Below are 22,627 nucleotides of genomic sequence, written 5' to 3'. Positions count from 1 at the left end.
TGTCTTTTACTCTATCGCATTATTTTAGATAATACTTCATTTTTTAAGTATTTGCTAACGGGTATTTTATGTTTTCCAATGAAAAGATTATTTCCTTCTATACTTTCCACTTTGTCAAAGGCCACCAAATATGACTTGTGTGTTCTCGCAAACTTATCCTTTGGCAATTTTTCCAGCAAAGCTTTGATAGTCATATGAGTTACCAATTTTTTGTTTGGTAGATGAATAGCCACGTAGTTCTCCATTCCTTCAATGAACAGCACATCAGAAAACGCTATTTTTTCCAGTTTGCCATCTACCTTAACGAAAAGGTAATCCAGGTAGCTATCCGGTTGTTTTTTAGAATTAAAATAAGCTTGGGCCTTCGAAACGCCTTTTAAAAAACGCTCATAAGATATCGGTTTCAATAAATAATCCATAATCTCCAGCTCAAAACCTTCAATGGCGTATTGCTCAAACGCCGTTGTGAAGATGACTTTTGGCGGATTTTTGAGCGTTTTCAAGAACTCAATACCTGTGAAATCCGGCATTTGAATATCGAGGAAAAGCAGGTCTACCGGGTTTGCCCTCATAAATTCACTCAACTGGAAAGCGTCTTCAAAAACACCCCTAAGTTCCAGAAAATCTGTTTTATCGACATAACCCCGCAACCCTTTACGTGCCAACGGCTCGTCATCGGTAATAACACAACTGATCTTATTTTTCATAAGGAATTTTTAATTCAGCCGTAAAAATCTGGCTGTTATCATTTATTGTCAATTGATGCCTGCCAGAATAAAGGAGATCGAGCCGTCGTTTCAAATTTTCTAAACCGATACCACTTGCTTTATTCGTTTTTTTTCTGGTTAAGGATATCGTGTTCTCGACTTTAAGGATGATAAATTCATCGTCCAGACCAGCCTCGATAGATAACTTATAGTCACCGCCAACAAACTTAAACGCGTTTTCGACCAATGGGAGAAATAGTAGCGGATATACCAGCTGTTCCTTCAATTCCGGATGGAAAACGATTTGCAGGCTGAGCCGCTCACTGCTGCGGATCTTTTGCAGCTCGATGAAACTTTGCAGATATCCGATCTCCTGGCTTACCAGAACTTGGTGCTGCTGGTCATATAGCTGATAGCGCAGCAGGTCTGAAAACTTTTCAATGCTTCTTTTCGCGCCGGATGCATCATCATCGATCTGGAAATAAATGGTATTAAGGGCATTGAAAAGGAAATGAGGATGATACTGCGACCTTAAAAATTTAAGTTCGGTCCGCAAGTGGTCATTGGTTACTTTTTCCAGTTGCATCTTATTGTCCACATAAGCTTTTAGCCAGGTGCTGCTGCGGGTAATGCCGTAATAAATTACGGCATATAAGGTAGGGATCATATTAATGTCGATAATGTCCACTAATGAGATCCAGTTCCAATGGAGAGCAATATCCATTGGAACATATATCGCATTGACCAGTAACAGGTTGGTGCCGACTACTATCGCCAACTCACGCACCACATTACCGTAGTTTAGCTGCACCGGTCGCCGTCTATCAAAATTCCTGAAAAGTATACCGAACAGGTAAACCAGCGTGTAACCAATGATCACCGAGCAGGTAATTTCAACAGCGTTTACAAATAAACGCCTTTCCCAAAAACGTTCGTTAACTTCAGTATCATGTAATAGCCTGATCGTAAAATAGATCAGCAGCCCATATAAAGCAGGAAAAATATATTTCTGGAAAAACCTCATGTCTTATGCTCCAAATCTAATAAAGAAAGAGCTATGGCTGGTTTTATTTCTGCCTGCGGCGGTTCAGCCTTTTTGGGTTTATCCAACGGTTTCATACCGAAAAGAAAACGCATAGGTGCATAAGGCTTGATAAGCAGGTGATACGTAAGCACCGTTATGAAAAAGGTTATGCCAACCGTGTAAATATATTTTGACAGGATGCTCTCATTGGATACCTGAACAATGTAAAACGAAACGAGCACAATAACTGTTTGATGAAGGATATAAAACGGGTAAACAGCCTGGTTCAAATAATTAAGCGAGTGATGAGGACGGTTTAAATACCGCTTACCATAGCCAATCAGCGCCAGCACCCATGCCCAGCCTATAATGGCTTGTAATGAGGTAAACAGGTAATAGAAAATCGCATTTTCAAAATGCCAGCCGGAATATCCCGGCTCAATTTTATTCCAGCGCATATATTCCCATACAACCAGACTGAGAAAGCCAATTGTAAGCGCGAAATGTCGGTTACGTTCCAAACTGTCCATCAGTTTGGGCTGTAGGATGCAAATAAATCCCGCAAGTAGGAATAGCAGCCAGTACACAAAATAACAGCCATCATCTACCAAATTATTGGTCTCGGGCAATTTTGCAGCCAATAATCCAAACCACACAACGCCGGGCACCATGAGCACATAGACCCATTTATCGTTTGCCAGTAAGGAGAGTTTTTGTTTAAATCTGTTACTTTTAGTTGATACCAGCCAGGCAAACAGCGGTGCAAACAGTAGGTCGTAAATGAGCAGGTATCCAATAAACCATAGGTGGTTCCAGCCCAAGCTGCCTTTGGGATACGGTATAAAACCAAATACCGTTTTGTAAAAATCCCAATAGCTTCCTTTGAAACCAGTGGTTAAACGTTCCATATAGATCTGCGGCGGTACAATGATGAACACACCAACCAACAGGGGTATAAAAAGCCGACGGAAGCGCAAGCCGATGAAGCTTAAAGTAGAGCGTCGCTGCATCATGTAATAGCTTACCGTACCCGATATAAAAAAGAGTAACGGCATCCGAAAAAGATGCATAAACAGGTTCGATTCCATCATCAGGTTGCTGGTTTCGTGGTTCTTAATGTGCCAGCCCATATCACTCGCATAGGGCATGGCCGAATGAAAGAGTAAGACACCTAAGATGGATAGTATCCTGAGCCAGTCGAGGTAGGTTTGTCGTTGTGTGGTTTCCATGTGATCTGTTTAAGTTCAAAGGAAGCGATTTGCTGAACGCCGCTTGAAAACATTTTGACCACAGGACGGTTTATGGTGACCAACAGACAGGTTTAGTATCATAATCTTAAATTATAAAAAATGTTCGAAGCCCCCAGACCTGGACGGAATTCGAACCAAATCTTAGAGGAATTAAAATTCTTAAGCGAATTGCGGCTGCTTAATGTATAGGTCCGAAAAGCGTCCCTTAGGGGGCTCCTTTCTGTCAGATAATTTCATGTTTTAAATCCTGCAATTCTTTCAAAAATTCCAAAGCCTTTGTTACTCTTGTCCCTGATGATCTCTGAATGAAGTCCCTCACCCACTTCTTGTCCATATTTTTATAGGTTACTTCGTTATAAAACCAAATGCCCAGTGGTACTAAAATAATTAAAGCCACCATTTCTAAAGTCCACCAGCTTCCGTTTGATTTTGCTATAATATCAAATTCAGCCAAGGCCTTAATATCAAAGTCCTTAATGACTTTTGTTAAAATTGTTGGGTATGCTAAAAACGTGGGGATAAACAGCACAGATAATTTGGCATAATTAATAATATGCGTTTGCAGCATTACCAGTGAACTTTGCATGGTCGCCAAGTCTTTACTAAAATCCATATCCCTTATTAAATTAATTTGCTTTATGGCATTTTTCAAAGTAGTCAGGTAAAAAACCGATAGTGCAATTGCCGACATTGCATAAGGAAATTCAGAAATGTTTTTAAATAGAAAGCCAATTAATAATATGATTGCGATTGAATGAAATATACACTCGATCACCCTTTGTCGATACAATGGTGCAAGTTTTGATGCCACCTTTTTAACCTGGATCAATGCTACGCTTTCCTCGTTCAGTTTTAGGCTTTGCTCTAATTTTATATCGTTTGAAAGCCAGGTCTCTTTTAACTCATCTAATTCCATGATTTCTAATTTTATTTGTTTGAAAAATTTGTCCTTAGTTTGTCTTTGATCCGGTTGATCTTAGTGGCCACATTTGTTTCTGTAAAGCCCGTGATCTCCGAAATCTCCCGATGCGATTTATTGTCTAAATACAGCAGGATAATTGCTTTGTCGATTTCTTTCAGTTCATTTATAAAATCCTGCAATAGGTGGAGATTTTTTTCCACTTCAGTTTTGTCCGTCGACGTTTCTTCAAAAACAATCAGCCCTTCCGAAATAGGATCATGATTTTTGAACTTTTTTTCCTGGCGATAAAAAGATATTGCTACGTTCAGCGCGATGCGGTACATCCACGTTGAAAATTTAAATTCAGGCTTAAAACTGCTAAACGATTTCCATAAGTTGTAAATAATTTCCTGTGCCAGGTCATCCTTATCGTCTTTGTCGGAGCAATAGGAGTTGCAGATTTTGTAAATTATTCTTTTATTTCCCCTTATAAGCCTTGTGAATTCCTGGTCCCTGGTCATCATTTCCTGGTTTATTTTAGGTTGTATTTATTTAACATTGGTACCATATAATACTTTTAACGTTCTGCTGCTGCATGCGGGTACTACCGACAGATGCGTTTCACCGTCAAATATCTTTACTGTAGCCGATAACCCTTTGTAATCATGACTTTTCATCGCATTTGTAAAAGCATTGAAAGAGGCAATCATATTGGCATCTTCAAAGCCGCCAACCGAGAAGAACACCTTGGCGGTCAGTTCCGAATGATGGCTGGCATAATCATTCTCAATTCGTACCATTTCACTATTATTCCACCAAAAAGAAGGGCTGTTTATGCCATATCTTTTAAATAGGCCCGGCTTTTTCAGAAGGCAATAGCCTGCAAACAGCCCTCCAAGTGAATGCCCCGATAAGCCACGGTCGTTGGTGGTTTTATAGTGTTTTTCAATAAATGGGATCATATCATTTTGCAGGGTGTTAAGAAATAATTCGGCGCCGCCTGATTTTAGTTTTCCTTCCGGAATGTTCATAATTTTTGACGTAAGTGTATCAACTTGCGGCATACTTGACGGAGTAAAGTCATTATTCCGGCTTGCAAGCCAATCGGCATCCGTAGTGCAGCTGTCTTCAATACTTACGATAATTATGTCTTTGATTTCCTTACCTAAATCCATCACGTCCCGAATGGAACCCATACCGTTAAAAGAAAATTTGCCATCTAAAACGTATAAAACGGGGTAATGTAAAGTGTCTTGTTCTGAATAGTTTTTCGGAAGCAAAACACCTAACTGGTACGTCTTATGATTGAAAGCTGATTTAATGCTATGTATTTTTATTCCCCGAATTGGGGCGGGGTATAAATTTTGCCCTTCCGATTTTTCAGAACATAAGCTCAACATAGCAATGAAGATCATATTTACAACTATTAAATTTACCTTTTTCATGACATTAATTTTTTGTGCCGGGCATTTTAAAAATTACCTCATCTATGGCATTATTTAGTTTGACTGTTTTGGTTTCAATAGAAACAGTACCAGCCATAGGGTTTGAAGTTTCCGAACTCATGGCGAATTTTATTCCTTCGATTTCTTTATAATTCAAAAAGAATAGTTCAACTACCTGTCCGTTTTGAATAGTTTTGAATTTTGATATCAGACCAGTCGCAACATCTATCCATACTTCAGATTCCGCACCACTCTTAGGGAATATTTTCAAATGGTATGCATCTTTATCTTTTACTTTTTCAGGAGCCAGAAGCGCTAACACGGTGCCTTTTTTTGCATAATCTAACAAAGGAAATGGGTCGACCTGGTTAATAACACTTTTAGACGTCTCCTCAGGCATTACCTGGGGTTCACCATTACCGCCCATTATTATCGGTGTAATTGCCCATGCCGTAGTACCGTCAAACGCCTGTACCAAATTATTCCCCATAATTTTTGAATCACTTTTCACGGCCTTGCCCACTAACACGGTTGTCAGGTTTTCAATTTCCAGTCCCCGCACTTTTACGGTGTTTTCCATGATCAAAGATCTAACTTCATGAAGTTTCGCAACGCCGCCGATAGCGTTTAGGTTTTTGGTAACTATTTCGTCAACAGACTGAGCCAGGAGAGTACCAACAGAAAGCACCAAAACGGCAGCAGATAAAATTATTTTTTTCATTTTTTTAGATTTGAAATAATGCCTACTCTATTTAGTTTTCGGCTTCCTTGTTTTTGTTTTGATATATGATTCGCACAGGGTATTAAAATATCACAGTTTTTTCCAGTTTTATTTTTTTTTGGCATAATAAGAATGGAAAACTGGCTAATTAAAAATGCTTCTGCCCTAAGAAAGATAAAGTAAAGGTTGATGTTGTGTTGGAAGTTAAAGGCCAGCCTTTCACATTGGCTTGTCGCGAAAACATATTTGCAAAGGACAAAGCTTTCCTTTTGAATAGGATGCTATTATAGGTTACTTCAAGAATCTGAAAGTATTATCTGTAACGGTACAGATTCAATTTCCTAAACATTTGTTTGCAGCTACCGGAGCTGATGTCAAAGAAATTCAACGCAGATCACTCTCTTTAAAAGCCAAAAACCATTTAGAGCTTGCGGATAAACCAATTCTTTTACCCCAAGGGAATCTTAAAATTGAAATCGCTAATATGTTCGTAGATTGAATCTATAAAAAGAAACCCGCTCTACTTTCGTAAAGGGGCCATTTTTATTTAAAAAAAGGCCCCGCAAACATGCGAAGCTTTTGTTCCTGAGGCTGGGCTCGAACCAGCGACCCTCTGATTAACAGCGGGAGTGATCGTGTATGTAATTAATTACTAATCAGGATGTTATTTTATAATCCTAAATTTTTATTAAACATTTGAAATCAAAAAATTGGATACCCCAAAAGTATGACCTTCGTTCAATTTAAAAAAAACAAACCATAACTCAATGTTTACTCGACTTACAGAATTTATATTTTACCGCGTTTTAAATTTTACATGATATAAAAAGTTGCTTGCTTGCTTTTTGGCGCTGGTATCGGCATATGCGCCATTTCCATTAAATTGCGCTCTATTGTTTCAGCTAGGGTTGTCATTGGTGTGTCCGTGGGCTTATTTTCAAAAGGGTCTTGCATTAATATTGCAGTTCGTTCTATAGCGATGAACAATACGGGAATTATGGTTGCTAAACAAATTTCGATTGCCCAGTGATGATCGTCCAGGCCGAAAGGGAATATAGTCGTAAGTACATAAATTAAAAAGTGAATCAGTACACTATATGCACGGGGAAACACCGTGTTTTTTATGCGTTCGCATTTGCCCATGGAATCGGTTAACCGTTGGATGCTGTTGTCTAACTGAACCTGTTTGTTCGCGTTAAGATTGTATTGATCGCTTAAGGCACGCAATTGTTCAGCATGCGCCGACAACAAAAGATTAGGCCGGTTATTACTATCGGTACCTAACTGAGCGATGTATTGATCCACTTTCTCTGATGAAGGGCATTTTCTTAAACTTTCAGCCAATGCGTAGCACCAAATAGTTTGGCGGGTCGCAAACTCTTTGATATAAGTTGATTTTTTATCATGATTTGGAAGAAACTGAATCAATTGACGTATGAGCGTACGACTGTCATTCACGATGGCTCCCCAGATAACCCGCGCTTCCCACCAACGTTCGTATGATTGCGCTGTGCGGAAAGCCAGCAGCAGGGATAAAAGTGTTCCAACCATTGCAGATACGCTCAATGGGATGGTCAGGTCTTTAAAGAAAGTAAGATAATCCAATGCGCCGACCAAACAAGCATACAGGAAGATAGCCAGTACATCCCATTTGATCAGTTTTAGAAAATAAGTAATTGAAATTTGTTTGGCTAGTAACATATTATTTATCCGTAATTATTTGGACCGGCGATATTGCGTTCGCTGGAGCGATATTTAAACAGCGATCATTTCAGAAAGTTTTATTCATCAAAAATTGAAGATTAGCTTATTTGCTGCTTTTCTGCTTTTATACCACCTTTCTAGTCATTGTTAGAATTGATGTGCGGTTTGATTATCTGCACTTAAAGCGCTTCCTAACGCGCATTTCAATTTATTTAACCCAGCTAAAACCAATTGGATAAAAATAGGTTTTTACGACAGAAGGTTGTTAATTATCCAGACCATTTATGCCGGTGGTTACCGGTCTTCGATAATGTTTTTGTAAAACGCCGGTATTGCTTTTATAATCTTAGTAACCGATAAAATGTTGACTCCAATCGCTCATCAACCTGCGGCAGCTCCGCTAAAAACTTCAATGGATCAAAGAGGCCGGCAGACCACTGATCGTAAACTACTGATCATCGGTTCCGGTATTTCTTCCCAAAGGTTGTCCTCCCCACGGCCGCCGGTTAAAACGGATAATCCATTGTTTAAACAGGAGAAGGTGGTATTCACGCAAAATGCCCTTTCTGCTTCAAAAATATTCCCGATTACTTTCAGCTATTTACAACAGCTATGGTATACAAAGGTGCTGAAAGTGGTTTATAGGTCGGGCGAATCCATTTATAAGGTAGTGCTTCGCAGCGCGGTAAGTCCCGGGACGAATGTTTGCTGGCTACAGCTTCGCCGGAAAGGCTGGTGTTTGCTTTTAGGTCATGGCCTTGATGAAAGATTGCTATCGGCAATCACTTCAGCAATTCTGTCCCAGGAATAATCATACAAAATCATGTCACACCGCAAACCTCCATCGTTTGTACTTCCGGCTATTTCATTTGATTGATGATCTTGAGAGCGTAACGGTGTAGTTTTTGACGTAACTTTTGCATATCAATTTTGTGGATCTGATTCAGCACAATTATCCTTCTTAACTAGCAAAATTGATTTTGTCTATAGGAAGTTCCTTCAGGGCTATATGGACTAGAGTTCACTCTTATCCAGGAATACCCCTGTTCCAGTCATTTTTACCGGGCCATGATACAGGCCATGGTGATCCTTGATCCCTAATTTCACTTTCAGTTCCTGATGCATAGCGGTTGTTAAATATTTATGCATTTTGACCCGTGCTCATGAATTAGCTATCTTTATTCTTCAACTTATCCATCATGAACAGAAGTAAATTTATAAAAGGATTCCTGCTGGCAGGGGCTTTCGTGTATACACCCTTTCGAATAATGGCGCAGACAGCCAGGAAAAGAATTGGTAAAGGTTTTTTCGTGAAGGTAGGCAAAGATAGGTTTGATAATAGTATCGGTCTGTTGGAAGGGGATACTTTTTTTACAAAGGTTTCCACCAAGGACACCGACGGTGATATTTATGTATTTGAATCGACGCGGATAAAAGAAGGGGGGCCATCCCTTCATTATCATTTTGACCAGGATGAATGGTGGTATGTTTTACAGGGAGAGTTCCTGATCAAAGTTGGAGAGCTCACTTACGAAGCCAAAGCGGGTGACAGTGTATTTGGTCCCCGAAAAATTCCCCATAGTTTTTCAAAAGTGGGTGAAGGGGAAGCCAAACTCCTGATGTTCTTTCAACCGGCAGGAAGAATGGAAGAGTTTTTTACCAAGCTCAGTAAGGGAGCCGCGAAAAATATGACAGAAGCGGAACAGGATAGATTCAGGGAGGAGCATGGTTTTAAAAGAGTTGGTCCCCCACTGAAATATTTTAAGAAGCTTTGATTAAACGACTCCGGTTATTTTATTAATTACTATTTTAAGGCGACTACATTATAAAACAATTGAATAGCGAATTGAGCATGAATCTCCAGCCCCCAGACTTATAAAATAGGCGAGCCTTTTGTTTCTTTTACCTGCTTGTTGCTCAGTTTGTCATTATGATAGGCTTAGGCAGGTCAAGTCTTAAATGGTCAATGTGTCAGGAAGCCTTCGCAAGTGTGTGTACCCTTTTGACGCCCCTGTTGGCTTTAGCTGAGGTGATCTCTTTCGCATATCTGCCACACGATATTTTTCTTTCAGCAAACGGAGCAATTCAAAGCTAAATGCATCTTCAAGCGGCATATGGTGATCTCCCATGGTCTTTGCATGCAACCTAAGTTGTGACGCCGGTACGCGCAGGTTTTCATGGTTGATACGAGTCAGTCCGGTTACCGGATCCGTTCCAAACACCACAAAAGTATCGATCTGCCGGCCATCCTGGTCGGTAAAGATCACCGAAGCGTTTTCGTTAAAGTGTTTCATACCTCTTTATTAATCAAAAACATGCCAACGCAGCTTCTGGCACCGCATAAATGTATGCCCTGTATAGCAGTTTGGACAATACACCGGAAAATGTCCACCCGGCAGGAAATCTATCTCTAATTTGACTTTCACCCATAGTCTGTCTTCGCATAAGCGACTTCGTAGAGAAATCTGACGAATGACGTCCGGTTGAAGATAGACTATCAGGCGCAGAACATCCGTGAAGCTCAACGTAGCTATATATTAATCGACTGAGAATTTGTGACTTCAATACTATGTCGTTGTCCGGGAAGGGGCGATGCCAAAAACTTTAATTACCGGTTATTGTTAAAAAATAACTAATCAAATCAGTGAATTATGAAAATAAGGAGATTTTTAATTGGCCTGGTGATCACCTCAATGGTATCATGTTATGTAGATGCGGGTGCCACAGCGATAAAAAAACCGCTAAAGTACCAGCCTTCATCGGTAGTTCCCGCCGTTGAAGGCTGGTACTTTAGAGCCATAAGCGGCTATCCTGCTGCTATTACTTTTGAGCCGGTAGTACTATTCAAAAACGGTGATTATTGGGAGGCAGGCGGTGAGGCATTGGAAAGTTTAAATATGGCGGAGGATAAAAATAAACATCCTAAAGCTTGGGGCACCTGGAAGAAACAAGGCCAAACATTTTTGCTGACCAACAGTAAAGGACAAACTAATGATTACGAACTTGGCGGAGGCAACTGGTTCCCTGCCTATGCTTATACAGGTGCAGTAAAACTTAAGCCGGCTTATGAAAAAGTTAGCGGTGGGGACTATGGCAACGGTCTAAATGCTTTAACTATTAAAAAAATTACTTTGTTAGATGGCACCCATTTCAACGAAGGTACCAACGGAGGCATTTCAACAGGAAACGCTGCGGCATGGAAAAAGTCATCAACCGGCGGGACTTACCGGATCTCCGGCCACACTATTGAATTCATTTATAATGACGGCAGGGTCGTGAAAACATCCTTTGCGTTGGGTGCCAAGGGTTCGCCTGCAAGACCAGATAATGCACTAATCTTTATTGGTGGTTATGCTTATACAGACACCGAATAACCTATAGCTCTAAAGGAAGAAATATCGAAACGACGGTGGGTTGGCCTTCATCAATCTATACAGTAGCCCTGCATCAGTTTTGTATGGAAACTTAAAAATCCGGAATGAAGATGTTATTTTTTGCCGTTTATGATTTAGGCTGAACCCGGCGAATTCTCATGCTTTGTGGTAAGTCTTAAATGCATTAAGATGAAATGTAAGATTTCATCAGTTTAATTTGGGATTCAATTGAAGACAATTTTTCGTTATTCATTTATAGAGCTGCTCCGGGGGCGTGGGAATAACGAATCTTACGCAATTATGGATTCAAAAAAATCCCGGAGGGTTTTGTATTACCCTGTTTTCTGTTTTAATGTCAGATTTTAAAATGAAGGATGAATATCTTTGCCATGGGCGGATTCTTTCAGCCGTACTTTACACGATCAATAAAAGACTTTCCTGCTGCCTTTCCAAAGGCCAACCGCGATCAGTCCTGCCGCCAAACCCAGCGCGAACTCCATAATGATGGAGGGCAGGGCCGGAAATAACTCGTGCAACCAGGCAATATTATGCCTGAAAATCCCACCCGATACCAAAAGCAAGGCTATCGTCCCAATAATACTTAAGATTTTGATAATAACCGGTAAGGACTTGACCAACAGGCCACCAAAGCTCGCATAGAAACTTTTATTACCGGAATTTTTGATCAGCTTAAAGCCCGTATCATCCATTCTGACGATCAGCGCGACAAAGCCATAGACGCCGATGGTTGCCAGCAGTGCAACAACGGAAACGGTGATGATCTGTATAGCCAGGCTTTTTTCCGCGACAGATCCCAACGCGATGATGACGATCTCTATGGACAAAATAAAATCGGTTGTGACTGCAGATCGGACCTTTGCTTTCTCTGCCTGCTGATCGTTTAGTTCACCGGCCGCAATTACCTGCCGGCCTGTTTCCGGACGATGAAAAAAGTATTCCAGTATTTTCTCCACACCCTCAAAAGCCAGGTAAAATCCGCCCAAAATCAGGATAACGGTAACCGCTACGGGAAAAAACGCACTCAATAATAAAGCGATGGGAACAATGATCAGTTTGTTCAGCAATGAACCTTTTGTAATAGCCCAAAGCACGGGTAATTCCCGGGAGGCCAGAAAACCGGTCGCCTTTTGCGCATTCACGGCCAGGTCGTCACCCAAAATACCCGCAGTTTTACGCGATGCTATTTTCGTAGCGACCGCGACATCATCCATCAAAGCACCTATATCGTCTAAAATCGCAAAAAAGCCAGATGCCATATGATAGTGTAAGCTTGTAAATATAAACTAACAGATTATTATTTTGATGATAGTGGCAATGCCAATGTTAATATGGCTGATGCCCTTTTCATCTTTCGAAGTATGATCCTTTTGACCTAACAAATCCTAAACCTAATCGTTTTTGTAAGAATTGTTGCCTTCTTAAGATACTACATTTCAAATTAGGTTTCCAAATAACGCTTTGATGATTTTTTTTGCCTAAATTTAGTTGAGGCTAATATAATTTTAAACGAGCAATGAAAAAGAGGTCAATATTAATTCACTTTTTAATTTTTGTCAGTTACCTTACTGCATTTTCGCAACAAACGACTAAAGACGGGTTAAGAAAAGCTATTATATGCCTCACTTATGATGATGGGTTAGAAACGCAGCTTTCAACGGCTGTCCCTCAATTAAATGACTTCAATTTAAAAGCAACTTTCTTCCTTAATTCTATTCTTGGCTCTTCGCAATCCAACAAAATCGGACAAACACCAGAATCAGTTCTTGCATGGACAAATGTGGCCTTGCAGGGGCACGAGCTAGCTAATCATACCTTATTTCATCCGTGTCCGGAAAATCTTGGTTGGAACAAAACATTAGCTATTGATAATTATACGGTTGATCAAATTATAAAAGAAATAGAGATTAACAACGGTATGCTTTCGCTGCTTGATCCTAAGAGAAAGTCGAGGTCTTTTGCATTTCCATGCAATAATATTCTTGTAGAAGGTAAAGATTACTCAAAAATTATTAAAGAAAAGGGATTAATCACCTATGCCCGTGCCGGAGGAGACGAAAATAGTATAATAACAAATTTCCAATCATTGAATACGATGCAGGTTCCATCCTGGCATGTGTTTACAAATACAACACTTGAACAACTCATCGCTTTTGCAGAGAAAGCCAGGCAAACAAAGGGAATGGGCGTATATCAGATTCACGGTGTTGGTGGCCAGGTATTTGAGATATCATCCGAGACCCACAAAGCATTCTTACAATACTTAAAAAATCATGAAGATGAATATTGGGTTACCACATTTTCGGAGGCCATGAATTATATCTCTAAGAAAAATCCTCTATAATATTTAGTGTCAAATGTTATGTTACAATCAGTCTCAACAAACAACGTTTTAATCATAAGCCAAACATAGCGGTCCCTCAATCCGCCGCCACATTAACAGGCTCCCGAAGCCTTTTAATTTTACCTGACTGCCAACAAATGGTAATATAGGCTTAAAATCGTAGAAAAGCAGGATAATTACAAGGGGCCCTCCATTCTATCGAAAGGAAGCCCCTGTTTATATTGACCAGGAAATTTACCTGCAAAATTAATTGCAATCTTCAACTGTCGCTTCGACCTTTCGTGTCTTACTCAGCCTGTACATCTGGAACAATAGGGAACTAACTATTAATAACAAACCTGCATAAAAGGCCAATGATAGCTCACGTCCTTCCTTGTAAATTAGTATCGCAAGCAGGATGGTGACAACGGTTCCAGGTTAAAGGTTAGACTTACCGTGAAGGATGGTATTTTCTTCAGTGCACTGTTGATCAAAAAATACATCAATACCGTGCAAAAAGACGACAATACCAATAGCCAGCCGAAATCTGCCGTCGAAGGGATTATGGATACGGTCGAAGAGATCAGGAAAAATAAAGGCATGACCAGTGTCAGGCCGATACAACCCCCAACCATCTGCCATAACAAAAATGTCCCACCTTCATGCTGTTTAACAATACGCTCACTGTAAAGGGTGTACAATGCAGAAAACATGGAAGAAACAATGCCCAGGATAATTCCTGTACGATAATGAGCATCCATGCCGAATATCAGCGCGATACCGCAAAGCGTCAGTCCGCTAAGGAACAGCTCCTGAAAGGATACACGTTTTTTATTAATTATCGGTCCGAGCACTGCGTTGAAAAAGCTGCTCAGTGCAAAACAGACCACGCCGACCGAGATATTGGAGTATTTGATGCTTCCGTAGAACAATAACCAATGGAGACCAAGTAAAAGACCCGTAAAACCGATCTTGAACTTGTCGGGGCTGGTGGTGGATGACATGGAACGCTTGATGGCAAAGAAGACTATCATGATAATGGATGATAAAAATAACCTGTACCAGCTGATTAGACCCTCGTTCAAAGTGATCAATTTGCCGAATATCCCGGTAAAGCCGGCAAGGATCAGCGCAATATGTAATTTGAAATATGCTTGTTTCATTTTTAGAAGCTGTAGTCCATTCCTGTCCATTGATGGACGGATAGGGATTTAATAAATATATAATGGATAAATATGGGTGTGAAAATTACATCAATAAGAAGCCATGACCGGTTGAATAAAAGGTCACGCAGGCCATTATGATATAACTTTTAAGCTATAAAAATGATACTGGAGGAGGAAGACAGCTTGTGTTCAGCATAATCGTATCAGACCGTTAAGTTTCCCAGTATCGCAAATATAGAAAATAATTGGATTATCATAGTCATCAGCCTGCAGCCGCTTCGCTCGGTCCCCGAACCTATACCATCATTTGAAAGGTTATGAATGACCGCTATCCGGCAGCCGCGTTCATTGCCCTGGCGATCAGGCCTATCACGAAAAGTAACAGCAAAGGTTCATGGTCTAAGGTGTTTTAAAACGGATTATCCTGACTTTGTATTGTTAAAAATTACGAGCGAGCCTGCTACATTAGTAAAATCAGAGAACGGATCAGTTTCCATCATTTGTTACCGCACCGCTCAGCCCACTGCCAGGGCCAAGATTATGCTTCAGCAATTGTTATTACTTTTCTCTATAGCGGGCGAAAAAATGGTGCTTTTCGCAGGTGAACAGGTATCAGTAAAACCGCATCAGTTTGTTATGTTAACCGCCGGCAACTGTTTGATGACGGAAATAGCCGCGACGAAGGGCAACGACTATCATAGTTTACTGTTATTTTTTGATGGCAGGTTCCTGAATGATTTCTTCGCCCGTCATATCTTTTTATTTTGTGGACAGGCTACTGCTGAAGCCAGGCCCTGCCTTTGAGCTGCCTTAATATCTGGAGATAAGAGTTTCTTGGTAAAATTAACAAAGCAGGTTCCTTGAGATGTTGGATCCACCTTAGCACATCTCAGGGCTATTGTTTTCGTTTAGCTGATGTACAAAAAACTACAGCGTCTGTAGGCCCTTCTCTTTCCAGCTTTTTATCCTTTTCACCCATGCATCTGCATGTGTGTAATCAGTCTGGTGTAGATCGCTTCCCACAAAGCGGGTCATGGTGTAAGGCGTTTTTAGCTCCATATGGGCACAATCTCGCCGGCCAGCGGTATCAGTTATCACAGCACCGATCTTCAAGTCATGGCAATGTACCAAACAGTTTTTGTCTGGCTTTCCAATCCTTGAACCAATCTTTATGACGAACCTCGAGGAACACCGGAATGTCCCGTGGCAAAGCGTAGTTGGCTCCGGCGATTTTACCGCCCGCGACCTGGTAACCGACGCGGTAGTAAACGCCAGTATGCCTGCACATAAAAACTCGCCGGGTGTTCGTCTAATAATAGCTCCATAAAAAAAATCATAGATTCGGCCTGGCCTATGTGCATTAAGTTCATCCTAAGCATCTGCGGCAAGCATTCGCATTATTATACCATCCGAGCTTTACGATGCCTTAATAGGATTGCGGCATTAAATACTGTGTGGATAGTAAGTGGATAAATTCCCTTTGCGTGGCGGTATTAATTGTGATATAATGGAAATGGTTTCACAATCTGTTATACAATAAAATTGGCGGCAAATAATGCTACGGGCTATTGGGTATTTTTAAATAACCAATATGATTAACCATGAAGAACTTCCACGGCTTTTTCGGCAAAGCATTACTGTTGCTGATGTTATGCGCCGTTTTGTATTCTTGTAAAAAAATCCAAAGCGACGTTACACCAAAAAAGATTAAAGCGGTCATTGGGCCGCGCGATACTACACGAGTTATTACCGTTATACCAGCCGAAGGCCACACGTTTAGTGATATTCAAGTATGTTATGACGGAAAAGTTTTTTTACTAGAAAATGGAAAGCTGAAGCGGCTTAATGGTACTGGGTTAATGGATGTTGATGTACCGGCCGGATTTTATGCCGATTTCAATCCGCTATATTTAGGTATTTCAAAAGACTTTACCTTTTATTTAAGAGGGTTCAACGGAATAAAAATTTTTAAAGGGGGCCAGTTGCTTCACTTTTACAAAGTTGGAGAACCGCCTTTGCAGAACTTCACCCAACAAAACTTTGGCAGCCTTGAAATAAGCCCTGATGAAGCCGATCAGTCCATCATATTCGGAACCGTAAGGCGTGGATTTGATCCCATATTATTTTCGCTTTACAAGATCACAAAAGACGGACAGCTTGGCTTTATACCCTTTGATGAAACCGACCAGACCCCGCAGTCATTTATGACCTGTTTTGCAACCGGTGCACCTGGAGATTTATGGAACGCCGGCTTAGGGCAATTTAACGATTTATATTACGGGATACTTTATAAAAACAGTTTAACAGACAATCCATTTACCTATTCGCTTACAGAAGGCTATGGCGCCATGGTTGGAAGTGTGCATGAATCCTATCCGTTTGAAGGGCCGCTTACCGATGTGCAATTGGGCGTGATGGGATGTATAGAGATTTCAAAGGATGCGAAAACGATGTATCTAAAAACGGGTGCATATCACGATGGTACAGGCGTGAGTACGCTGGGCAATGTATTCTGCATAAAAAACGGCATTATAACTAAGATTGCCCAAAATGTTGAGAACAAAAGGATAGCGGTAACTAATGACGGCAAAACTTTGTACCTGGCAGGCAAGGGGCTTACCAAGCTTGAATTAAATAATTAAAGCCTCCGATAACTGCTTTTGCAGATTTAAGAATGATTTTAATTAGTTACGTTTCTTCCGCGTTCATATTCAAAGGCGACCCTCGAGTTGTTGTAATTTTCTAAATTTGGCGCTGATGGAAGCGGAACACACAAACCTGGTCACTTATTCACCTGCGGCCGTATTGAATTTATTCAATAACTCGATCTCCGTCAGCCAGACCAAAAGGATCATCCAGTTAAAAGGGATTTATGTGCAGGGCAAGGGCGCCCTTTACAGCGGCTATTTTTACGACACCTTCCGGGACGAATCTTCGGATGCCGCGATCACGATCCTCGTGCCGCCGCTTATCCGGAACGAATTGCAGCCGAATAAAACCATCACCGTTAACGGCTTTATTACGCGACGGATCATGGGTACCTCCGGCAGCATACAGATACAATTGACCGTAACCGACCTGGTCGGGCAAACCCAGAACAAATATTCGGACGATGAGATCAAAAAGATCGAACTCATGCAGGCCAAAGCCGCTGTGGGTTACCGTGACGTTTACAGCTGGCTGAAAGAAAAGATCATTAACGAAGAACCTTTCCGGATCGGTATCATCATCGGCAAAACCGGGATCATCGACAATGACATCAAGCACCAGCTGCGCGAGTCCATCGGATTTTACGACCTGAGCTTTCACCGGGTCAACCTGAGTTCAGAACAGGAGATCCTGGCTGCCATCGACCGTCTGTATACCGAGCATTACGGCCTGATCGCCATTTCCCGCGGCGGCGGCGAGAACCTGGACATTTTTAATAAATTCAGCCTTGCCGAAAAAGCCATCGGTCTGGAGCCTTTGTTCATCACCGCTATCGGGCATAAGGACGACATCAGTTTATTACAGAAAGTCGCAGACAAGTCGTTTATCATCCCCTCGGAACTGGGCCAGTTCCTAAACGATACCTACAACCATACGGTCGAAGAACTGCAAAATTCCAGGGCCAAACTGATCGAATCCGTCAAGTCCCAGCTAACAGCTAATTACCAGAAACAGATCGAAAACCTGAATGAAAAGCTCAAAGCCCATGAGGAACTCAGGCTGAAAACGGCTGGTGATCTGGAGCAGGTGTATAAGGAAAAGATAGACCTCCTAAATGCCCAGATGGCCGGGGAACAAAGGCTGCAAGGTGAACGGATTGGCCTGTTGAGCGAACAGATCAGCAACTACAAAACACAGGTGGCCAGTCTTGAAACCAAATCTTCCATAAATTGGACAGTGGTCATCATTGCGGTGATCCTGGGTATTGTTATTGGGTTTTTGTTAAGAGGCCGTTAAAAAGGTAAAGCGGCTTCCTGACGCCCTTTATTTTTTCAGTACTGTTTCCGTTTTCGATAAGAACAGTTCCAGCGCATCGGCAATATTCAGATCCATGCGTTCTGCCAGGATCGTCAGCCACCAGATACATTCGCCTAATTTATGCGCCAGTTCAGGTCGGGTATCGCCTCCTTTTGGCCAGCGACCCTGTTGCGACATCGTTAAACGGCCCACTAAACCCGCATCGGTCAGGAAGGCCAACGCATCCTCCTCTACGGTCCACTGACTGCCATGGTGGATAAGTTCCAGCTCATGGTATTGTTCCCTTATTTTTTTTGATCTTTCGACCACTTCGCTTATTGTTATATCGCTCATGGGTATTATGTTTTGAAGATTGGCCGATTCAAGCGGTCATCATTAGTTTTTGTTTTAAACAACCGGTTACAGATTCCAAGTGCGAATAACGCCTAATTTTCTGGAAAACGCACGCCGCTGATCTGCTCACATAAGTCCAAAAATTGCTCCTGGACGCCCGCATCATCAGCCTTTAACTGATAATGGGCTTCGCGCTGATGATGGAAATAACGGCCGCTCACCAGTGCTTCAGGCTCATTACTTACCGCCAGCCACACCTGTGTCTGAAACCCTTGCTCTAAATTATCAGGCGCGCCCGCACCACCCATTTTGGTAGGCACCCAGCCCGGATCAAGCGTATTGGCATAGACACCGACCCAATTCCTGGCGGCGGCTTTCGCTAAGATCAGCCCGTGCAGTTTAGAATCGGAATAACTCGCCAGGGGCTGGTCGCCCTGCAAGCCTTTTAGCGAAGGGTCGCCTGATAGGTGCATACCTGAACTCAAATAGATCAGGCGTTTTGGTGGATGGATCAGGCAGGTCAGGATATAGGGTGCAATGGTGTTTACCGCCAGCAGCAGCGGCAGGCCTTCGGCACCGGTTGCATAGCCGGTCACCCGGTAAACACCCGCGTTGTGAATGATGGCGTCGAAACTACCTATTTGGTTAACCTCGGCTGCCAGCCGTTTGGTCTCTTCCATACTCGACAGGTCTGCGGCCAGTGCAGCCTCCGCCCCGGGAACTTTGGTTAAGGCTTCTTTTGCACGTTTTTCATTACGGGCATGCAGTACGACCTGATGGCCTTGTTCCACTAATTCCCTTGCTGCCATTTGTCCTAAACCGTCGGCAGAGCCTGTTATAAATATCCTTGCCATTATGTTCAACTTTATGTAATTGAACAATTTTCATTACTTGCAGTTTGCCCCCGGTGATTTTAGCGCCGGAGTTAATGGCTAAGCTGGGCCAGCTTTTCAGCAACCGCCTGGAGCAGGTGCACATTGATCTCGGCAGTTGTAGCAGGTTGTTCGGGATGCGCGAGTGCCCGGTAACCGCCTTCTTCATCCGGCTCAAAGGTAAAAGTGGTTTCACCGATCAGCACGGCGATACGGTGGTTATAACCCCACCGCTCGAAACGTGCTTTAAACTCATGTTCGGTGCCCTGATAAGTAACGGTTATGATAAACGGTTCGTTCATAATCCAAATTTGATCTTGCCCGGGTCGGTGACAATGATCTCGGGTTTACCCTTGTAGTCGATCACTTCGCCTTCCACGGTGATGATTTTGTTTTCCATTTGATTACCCAGTTCCCTGGCTTTGCCTTTCAGCGCGATGGTCAGTAGCTGGTTTGGATATGCTGCGCCTAAATTCACCAGTACCATGCTACCGATATCCCGGCTGCTGTAAACTTTGCCCTGGGTGTTCACGGTTTTGCCGATGGCGTTTTTTACATCTTCCAGTTTAACGGTTACGACAGTAGCAGGGGCAGCAGCAGTTGTCGGGACCGTAGTGATCACCGGTGCTGCAGCGGTATTGAACAGTTTATTGAGCTCGCCGGCCAGTCGGATGCCAGCCTGGTCGATACGCTTGCGGGTTACTATGATATATTTCTGGTAATAAGCCTCATCGACCTCTTGTCCGGGTTTGGTGCTGGCGTATTCGCTGCTGATCTGGTAACTTTCCCAGATCCATTCCATGGGGCTGTCAGCCTGCCATTGTTTGATCTGGGCAGGAGTTGCCACATTATAAGTTTTAGCGATATCTGCCTCGCTTAGACCTTCATGGTCGATGAGCTTGCTGTCCCACAGGCTGTGCAGGTTCGTGCCCTTATGATCGAAACGTACCTGTATGGTATTGCCGCCTTTATCTTCCTTCCGGCTGATATGCATCGGCTGGTGCGCGTCCCCAACCAGATGGATCAGGTATTTTAATGCTTCATTTTTTTGATCAGGCGTCAGGCTGTTGTCTTTTAAACTGGCCTCCGTTTTCAGGATGGCGGTATATACGTTATTGTCGCTTTGTAGTACGGTTTGTACGAATTGTTCATGCGATAAACCCAATGGCAGGTTTAAGAAATGCTACGGCGCGGTTTTGCGATTTCTGTTTTCGTCTGCCCAGGTAGCCACGTCAGCCATGCCTTCACCTTTCAGGTAGACGGAAACTACGTAAGCGGTATTGCTGGTCAGGTGTTTTTGCGCGATGGTCGCCACAGCGCGGTGACCTTTAAAACCCCAGGAAATCAGTGTGATCGAAGCGCCCAACAGGCAAAAATTAAACAGTTTCTTCATGTTGCTAATATAAACGGCGGATGGTTTTAAAATCAATATTGTTGGTAAAATATTAAAGGACTAAGCGGAAAGTGAGGTTAACCCTGGCTTTCATAGGTTTGATTGATTTGGCGATCCGGTGCTCCCAGCACTCCTGTAAACCGGCTTTCATCAGTAAGAACGAACCGTGTTCCAGGCGTACTGAATAATGTTCGCTGTGATTTGCCTTATTACGGATATCAAAGCTGCGTACCTGCCCGAAGCTGACGGAGGCGATGATGGGGTTTTTGCCTAATACGCTTTCACGGTCGCTGTGCCAGGCAACGGAATCATTGCCGTCGCGGTAATAATTCAGCAGGACGCTGTTGAATTTGATGCTGGCTGCCTGTTCAATCTTTTCTTTGAGCATCAATAGCTCCGGTGTCCAGGGATTGGGGTTGGAGATTTTACCCGATACGGAATAGGCTGTACCGATGTCGCCATGCCAGGAAGTAAGCCGGGGTGTCAAATATTCCTTATCCCACATTTTTTGGGTGGATTGTTTCCAGGGTGTTGCTGTGATGAATTTCTGCAACAGATCGTTGCCGGTTTCCCCATCAATAAAGCCTGGATAGTATGCCAATAGTGTATTGGGCAATCCCTTGCTCTGTCCTGCTTCTGCAAAAAAACTTAGCTGTTCCATGTTTTAATCCCGTTGATAGGCCTTCATTTTCGGATATTTTTCATCGCTGTACCAGGGCTTTTGGGGCCGGTTCGCGGGGAAGCCATGTTGTTCGCGGTAAGCTTTGCGTTCGGCGGTGAAATGCCACCAGCGCTTACTGTCGTCGCGGTTTTCGATATAATGGATGAGCAGGCGGTAGGAATCCTCTACGCAAGGATCGGCCCAGGTGCCACAATGCTGTTCAAAAGCGTCAAAAAGTGCTGCCGCGGTTTTTCCCTGGAGTTGATCGAAATGATAATAACCCTGGCTGATGAGCTCTTCGGCAAAGTTGATACCGAGCGAGGGTATACTTTGAAATGCGGCGAGGGCGTTCAATTCCCTGGCGCGTTCGGGGCCGGCTTCTATGAGGGCAGCGATCTCGTCCGGCGCGTAATCGGGTAACAGCTTTTGGCTGATCTTTTTGGCTTTTAGCAATTGCTTTTCCGGCATGGTCAGCCGGTAGTTAATCGTTTTTTTCATAACCTTTCTACATAATTGATAATAAAATCCGCAAGCTGTTCCTGTTCTCCGATAGATAATAAGTCACCGTCATAGATCCAGTAACCCCGGGCATCGAACAGGATACAGCCGAGTTCGTCCGGGTCTTCGTCAAAGGCGGTACACAGCCGGTAGCATTGCGCTGCTTTGGAGTGGAAGCGGTCGGGTATGATCCTGATCACTTCATCCGGTCCATTTTTGCGCCTGACAAAGGCTTTGGCCTCGCGGGTTAAATAGCTGTTGGCGGTCATAT

At 42.7% G+C, this 22,627-nt stretch carries 25 protein-coding genes and 1 pseudogene; 8 read left to right on the top strand and 18 right to left on the bottom strand.

The genetic code is table 11. The annotated features are described in order from the left end of the window. Window positions 1-11: 11 nt before the first annotated feature. The 8 genes from M2273_RS28880 to M2273_RS28845 form a co-directional block, all read right to left on the bottom strand. On the bottom strand, window positions 12-707 hold the full coding sequence (locus M2273_RS28880; protein WP_429401547.1) for a LytR/AlgR family response regulator transcription factor: 696 nt from the start codon (window positions 705-707) through the stop codon (window positions 12-14). Then, window positions 697-1,731 (bottom strand): sensor histidine kinase, encoded by a 1,035-nt coding sequence (locus M2273_RS28875; protein ID WP_429401545.1) that lies wholly within the window; start codon window positions 1,729-1,731, stop codon window positions 697-699. Before M2273_RS28875 ends, M2273_RS28880 begins: the two co-directional genes overlap by 11 nt. Next, window positions 1,728-2,960 (bottom strand): acyltransferase family protein, encoded by a 1,233-nt coding sequence (locus M2273_RS28870; protein WP_429401543.1) that lies wholly within the window; start codon window positions 2,958-2,960, stop codon window positions 1,728-1,730. Before M2273_RS28870 ends, M2273_RS28875 begins: the two co-directional genes overlap by 4 nt. Window positions 2,961-3,204: 244 nt before the next feature. Continuing rightward, window positions 3,205-3,897, bottom strand: coding sequence for a hypothetical protein (locus M2273_RS28865; RefSeq protein ID WP_429401542.1), 693 nt, complete (start codon window positions 3,895-3,897; stop codon window positions 3,205-3,207). An 11-nt stretch (window positions 3,898-3,908) separates the two neighbouring features. After that, window positions 3,909-4,406, bottom strand: a complete 498-nt coding sequence (locus M2273_RS28860; protein WP_429401540.1) for an RNA polymerase sigma factor — start codon at window positions 4,404-4,406, stop codon at window positions 3,909-3,911. Window positions 4,407-4,430: 24 nt separating this feature from the next. After that, a complete protein-coding gene (locus M2273_RS28855; RefSeq protein WP_429401646.1) occupies window positions 4,431-5,282 on the bottom strand; it encodes an alpha/beta hydrolase in 852 nt (283 codons plus the stop codon). Window positions 5,283-5,331: 49 nt separating this feature from the next. Then, a complete protein-coding gene (locus M2273_RS28850) occupies window positions 5,332-6,048 on the bottom strand; it encodes a hypothetical protein (protein ID WP_429401539.1) in 717 nt (238 codons plus the stop codon). An 813-nt stretch (window positions 6,049-6,861) separates the two neighbouring features. Continuing rightward, window positions 6,862-7,749 (bottom strand): bestrophin family protein, encoded by an 888-nt coding sequence (locus tag M2273_RS28845; protein WP_429401537.1) that lies wholly within the window; start codon window positions 7,747-7,749, stop codon window positions 6,862-6,864. A gap of 415 nt (window positions 7,750-8,164) precedes the next feature. Between M2273_RS28845 and M2273_RS28840 the strand changes: the two genes are divergently transcribed. Both M2273_RS28840 and M2273_RS28835 read left to right on the top strand, forming a co-directional pair. After that, window positions 8,165-8,563, top strand: coding sequence for a hypothetical protein (locus tag M2273_RS28840; RefSeq protein WP_429401536.1), 399 nt, complete (start codon window positions 8,165-8,167; stop codon window positions 8,561-8,563). Window positions 8,564-8,951: 388 nt separating this feature from the next. Next, on the top strand, window positions 8,952-9,527 hold the full coding sequence (locus M2273_RS28835) for a cupin domain-containing protein (RefSeq protein WP_429401534.1): 576 nt from the start codon (window positions 8,952-8,954) through the stop codon (window positions 9,525-9,527). A gap of 180 nt (window positions 9,528-9,707) precedes the next feature. On the opposite strand, the gene M2273_RS28830 is transcribed toward M2273_RS28835, so the two are convergent. After that, a complete protein-coding gene (locus tag M2273_RS28830) occupies window positions 9,708-10,046 on the bottom strand; it encodes a hypothetical protein (protein WP_429401533.1) in 339 nt (112 codons plus the stop codon). 357 nt (window positions 10,047-10,403) lie between these two features. On the opposite strand from M2273_RS28830, the gene M2273_RS28825 reads away from it, so the two are divergent. After that, complete coding sequence (locus M2273_RS28825) at window positions 10,404-11,126, top strand: hypothetical protein (protein ID WP_429401532.1); 723 nt, start codon at window positions 10,404-10,406, stop codon at window positions 11,124-11,126. Window positions 11,127-11,548: 422 nt separating this feature from the next. Here the strand turns inward: M2273_RS28825 and M2273_RS28820 are convergent, their stop codons facing one another. After that, window positions 11,549-12,403, bottom strand: coding sequence for a DUF808 domain-containing protein (locus M2273_RS28820; RefSeq protein ID WP_429401530.1), 855 nt, complete (start codon window positions 12,401-12,403; stop codon window positions 11,549-11,551). 257 nt (window positions 12,404-12,660) lie between these two features. On the opposite strand from M2273_RS28820, the gene M2273_RS28815 reads away from it, so the two are divergent. Further along, the gene (locus M2273_RS28815) at window positions 12,661-13,488 is read left to right on the top strand and encodes a polysaccharide deacetylase family protein (protein WP_429401528.1); all 828 of its coding nucleotides are present in this window, start codon (window positions 12,661-12,663) and stop codon (window positions 13,486-13,488) included. A gap of 380 nt (window positions 13,489-13,868) precedes the next feature. Here the strand turns inward: M2273_RS28815 and M2273_RS28810 are convergent, their stop codons facing one another. Then, window positions 13,869-14,630, bottom strand: a complete 762-nt coding sequence (locus tag M2273_RS28810) for a DMT family transporter (protein ID WP_429401527.1) — start codon at window positions 14,628-14,630, stop codon at window positions 13,869-13,871. 324 nt (window positions 14,631-14,954) lie between these two features. On the opposite strand from M2273_RS28810, the gene M2273_RS28805 reads away from it, so the two are divergent. The 4 genes from M2273_RS28805 (at window position 14,955) to M2273_RS28790 (ending at window position 18,578) form a co-directional block, all read left to right on the top strand. Then, window positions 14,955-15,437: a hypothetical protein gene (locus M2273_RS28805; protein ID WP_429401525.1), complete on the top strand. Its 483-nt coding sequence runs from the start codon at window positions 14,955-14,957 to the stop codon at window positions 15,435-15,437. 367 nt (window positions 15,438-15,804) lie between these two features. Beyond that, the gene (locus M2273_RS28800) at window positions 15,805-15,960 is read left to right on the top strand and encodes a hypothetical protein (RefSeq protein ID WP_429401523.1); all 156 of its coding nucleotides are present in this window, start codon (window positions 15,805-15,807) and stop codon (window positions 15,958-15,960) included. Between the two features lie 274 nt (window positions 15,961-16,234). Continuing rightward, window positions 16,235-17,275 (top strand): hypothetical protein, encoded by a 1,041-nt coding sequence (locus M2273_RS28795; RefSeq protein WP_429401522.1) that lies wholly within the window; start codon window positions 16,235-16,237, stop codon window positions 17,273-17,275. Between the two features lie 340 nt (window positions 17,276-17,615). Further along, complete coding sequence (locus tag M2273_RS28790) at window positions 17,616-18,578, top strand: exodeoxyribonuclease VII large subunit (protein ID WP_429401520.1); 963 nt, start codon at window positions 17,616-17,618, stop codon at window positions 18,576-18,578. Between the two features lie 27 nt (window positions 18,579-18,605). On the opposite strand, the gene M2273_RS28785 is transcribed toward M2273_RS28790, so the two are convergent. The 7 genes and pseudogenes from M2273_RS28785 to M2273_RS28755 all read right to left on the bottom strand — a co-directional run bounded on the left by M2273_RS28785 (window position 18,606) and on the right by M2273_RS28755 (window position 22,625). Continuing rightward, entirely contained in the window at window positions 18,606-18,932 is a 327-nt protein-coding gene (locus tag M2273_RS28785; RefSeq protein WP_429401519.1) for a MazG-like protein, read from the bottom strand. 92 nt (window positions 18,933-19,024) lie between these two features. Continuing rightward, the gene (locus M2273_RS28780) at window positions 19,025-19,786 is read right to left on the bottom strand and encodes an SDR family NAD(P)-dependent oxidoreductase (RefSeq protein WP_429401518.1); all 762 of its coding nucleotides are present in this window, start codon (window positions 19,784-19,786) and stop codon (window positions 19,025-19,027) included. A gap of 71 nt (window positions 19,787-19,857) precedes the next feature. Beyond that, window positions 19,858-20,106: a hypothetical protein gene (locus M2273_RS28775; protein ID WP_429401516.1), complete on the bottom strand. Its 249-nt coding sequence runs from the start codon at window positions 20,104-20,106 to the stop codon at window positions 19,858-19,860. After that, window positions 20,103-21,197 (bottom strand): annotated as a pseudogene (locus M2273_RS28770) (S1/P1 nuclease). The gene M2273_RS28775 and the pseudogene M2273_RS28770 overlap by 4 nt, the downstream one beginning before the upstream one ends. Window positions 21,198-21,249: 52 nt before the next feature. Further along, window positions 21,250-21,858, bottom strand: a complete 609-nt coding sequence (locus M2273_RS28765) for an alpha-ketoglutarate-dependent dioxygenase AlkB family protein (protein ID WP_429401514.1) — start codon at window positions 21,856-21,858, stop codon at window positions 21,250-21,252. 3 nt (window positions 21,859-21,861) lie between these two features. Continuing rightward, window positions 21,862-22,356, bottom strand: coding sequence for a helix-hairpin-helix domain-containing protein (locus M2273_RS28760; RefSeq protein WP_429401512.1), 495 nt, complete (start codon window positions 22,354-22,356; stop codon window positions 21,862-21,864). Beyond that, window positions 22,353-22,625: a hypothetical protein gene (locus M2273_RS28755; protein WP_429401511.1), complete on the bottom strand. Its 273-nt coding sequence runs from the start codon at window positions 22,623-22,625 to the stop codon at window positions 22,353-22,355. The genes M2273_RS28760 and M2273_RS28755 overlap by 4 nt, the downstream gene beginning before the upstream one ends. Window positions 22,626-22,627 lie beyond the last annotated feature (2 nt).

Source organism: Mucilaginibacter lappiensis, assembly GCF_050433765.1.
GTDB classification, from domain to species: Bacteria; Bacteroidota; Bacteroidia; order Sphingobacteriales; family Sphingobacteriaceae; genus Mucilaginibacter; species Mucilaginibacter lappiensis_A.
Note: the sequence above shows the minus strand (reverse complement) of the source record. Positions and strands in the feature narration are given on the sequence as shown.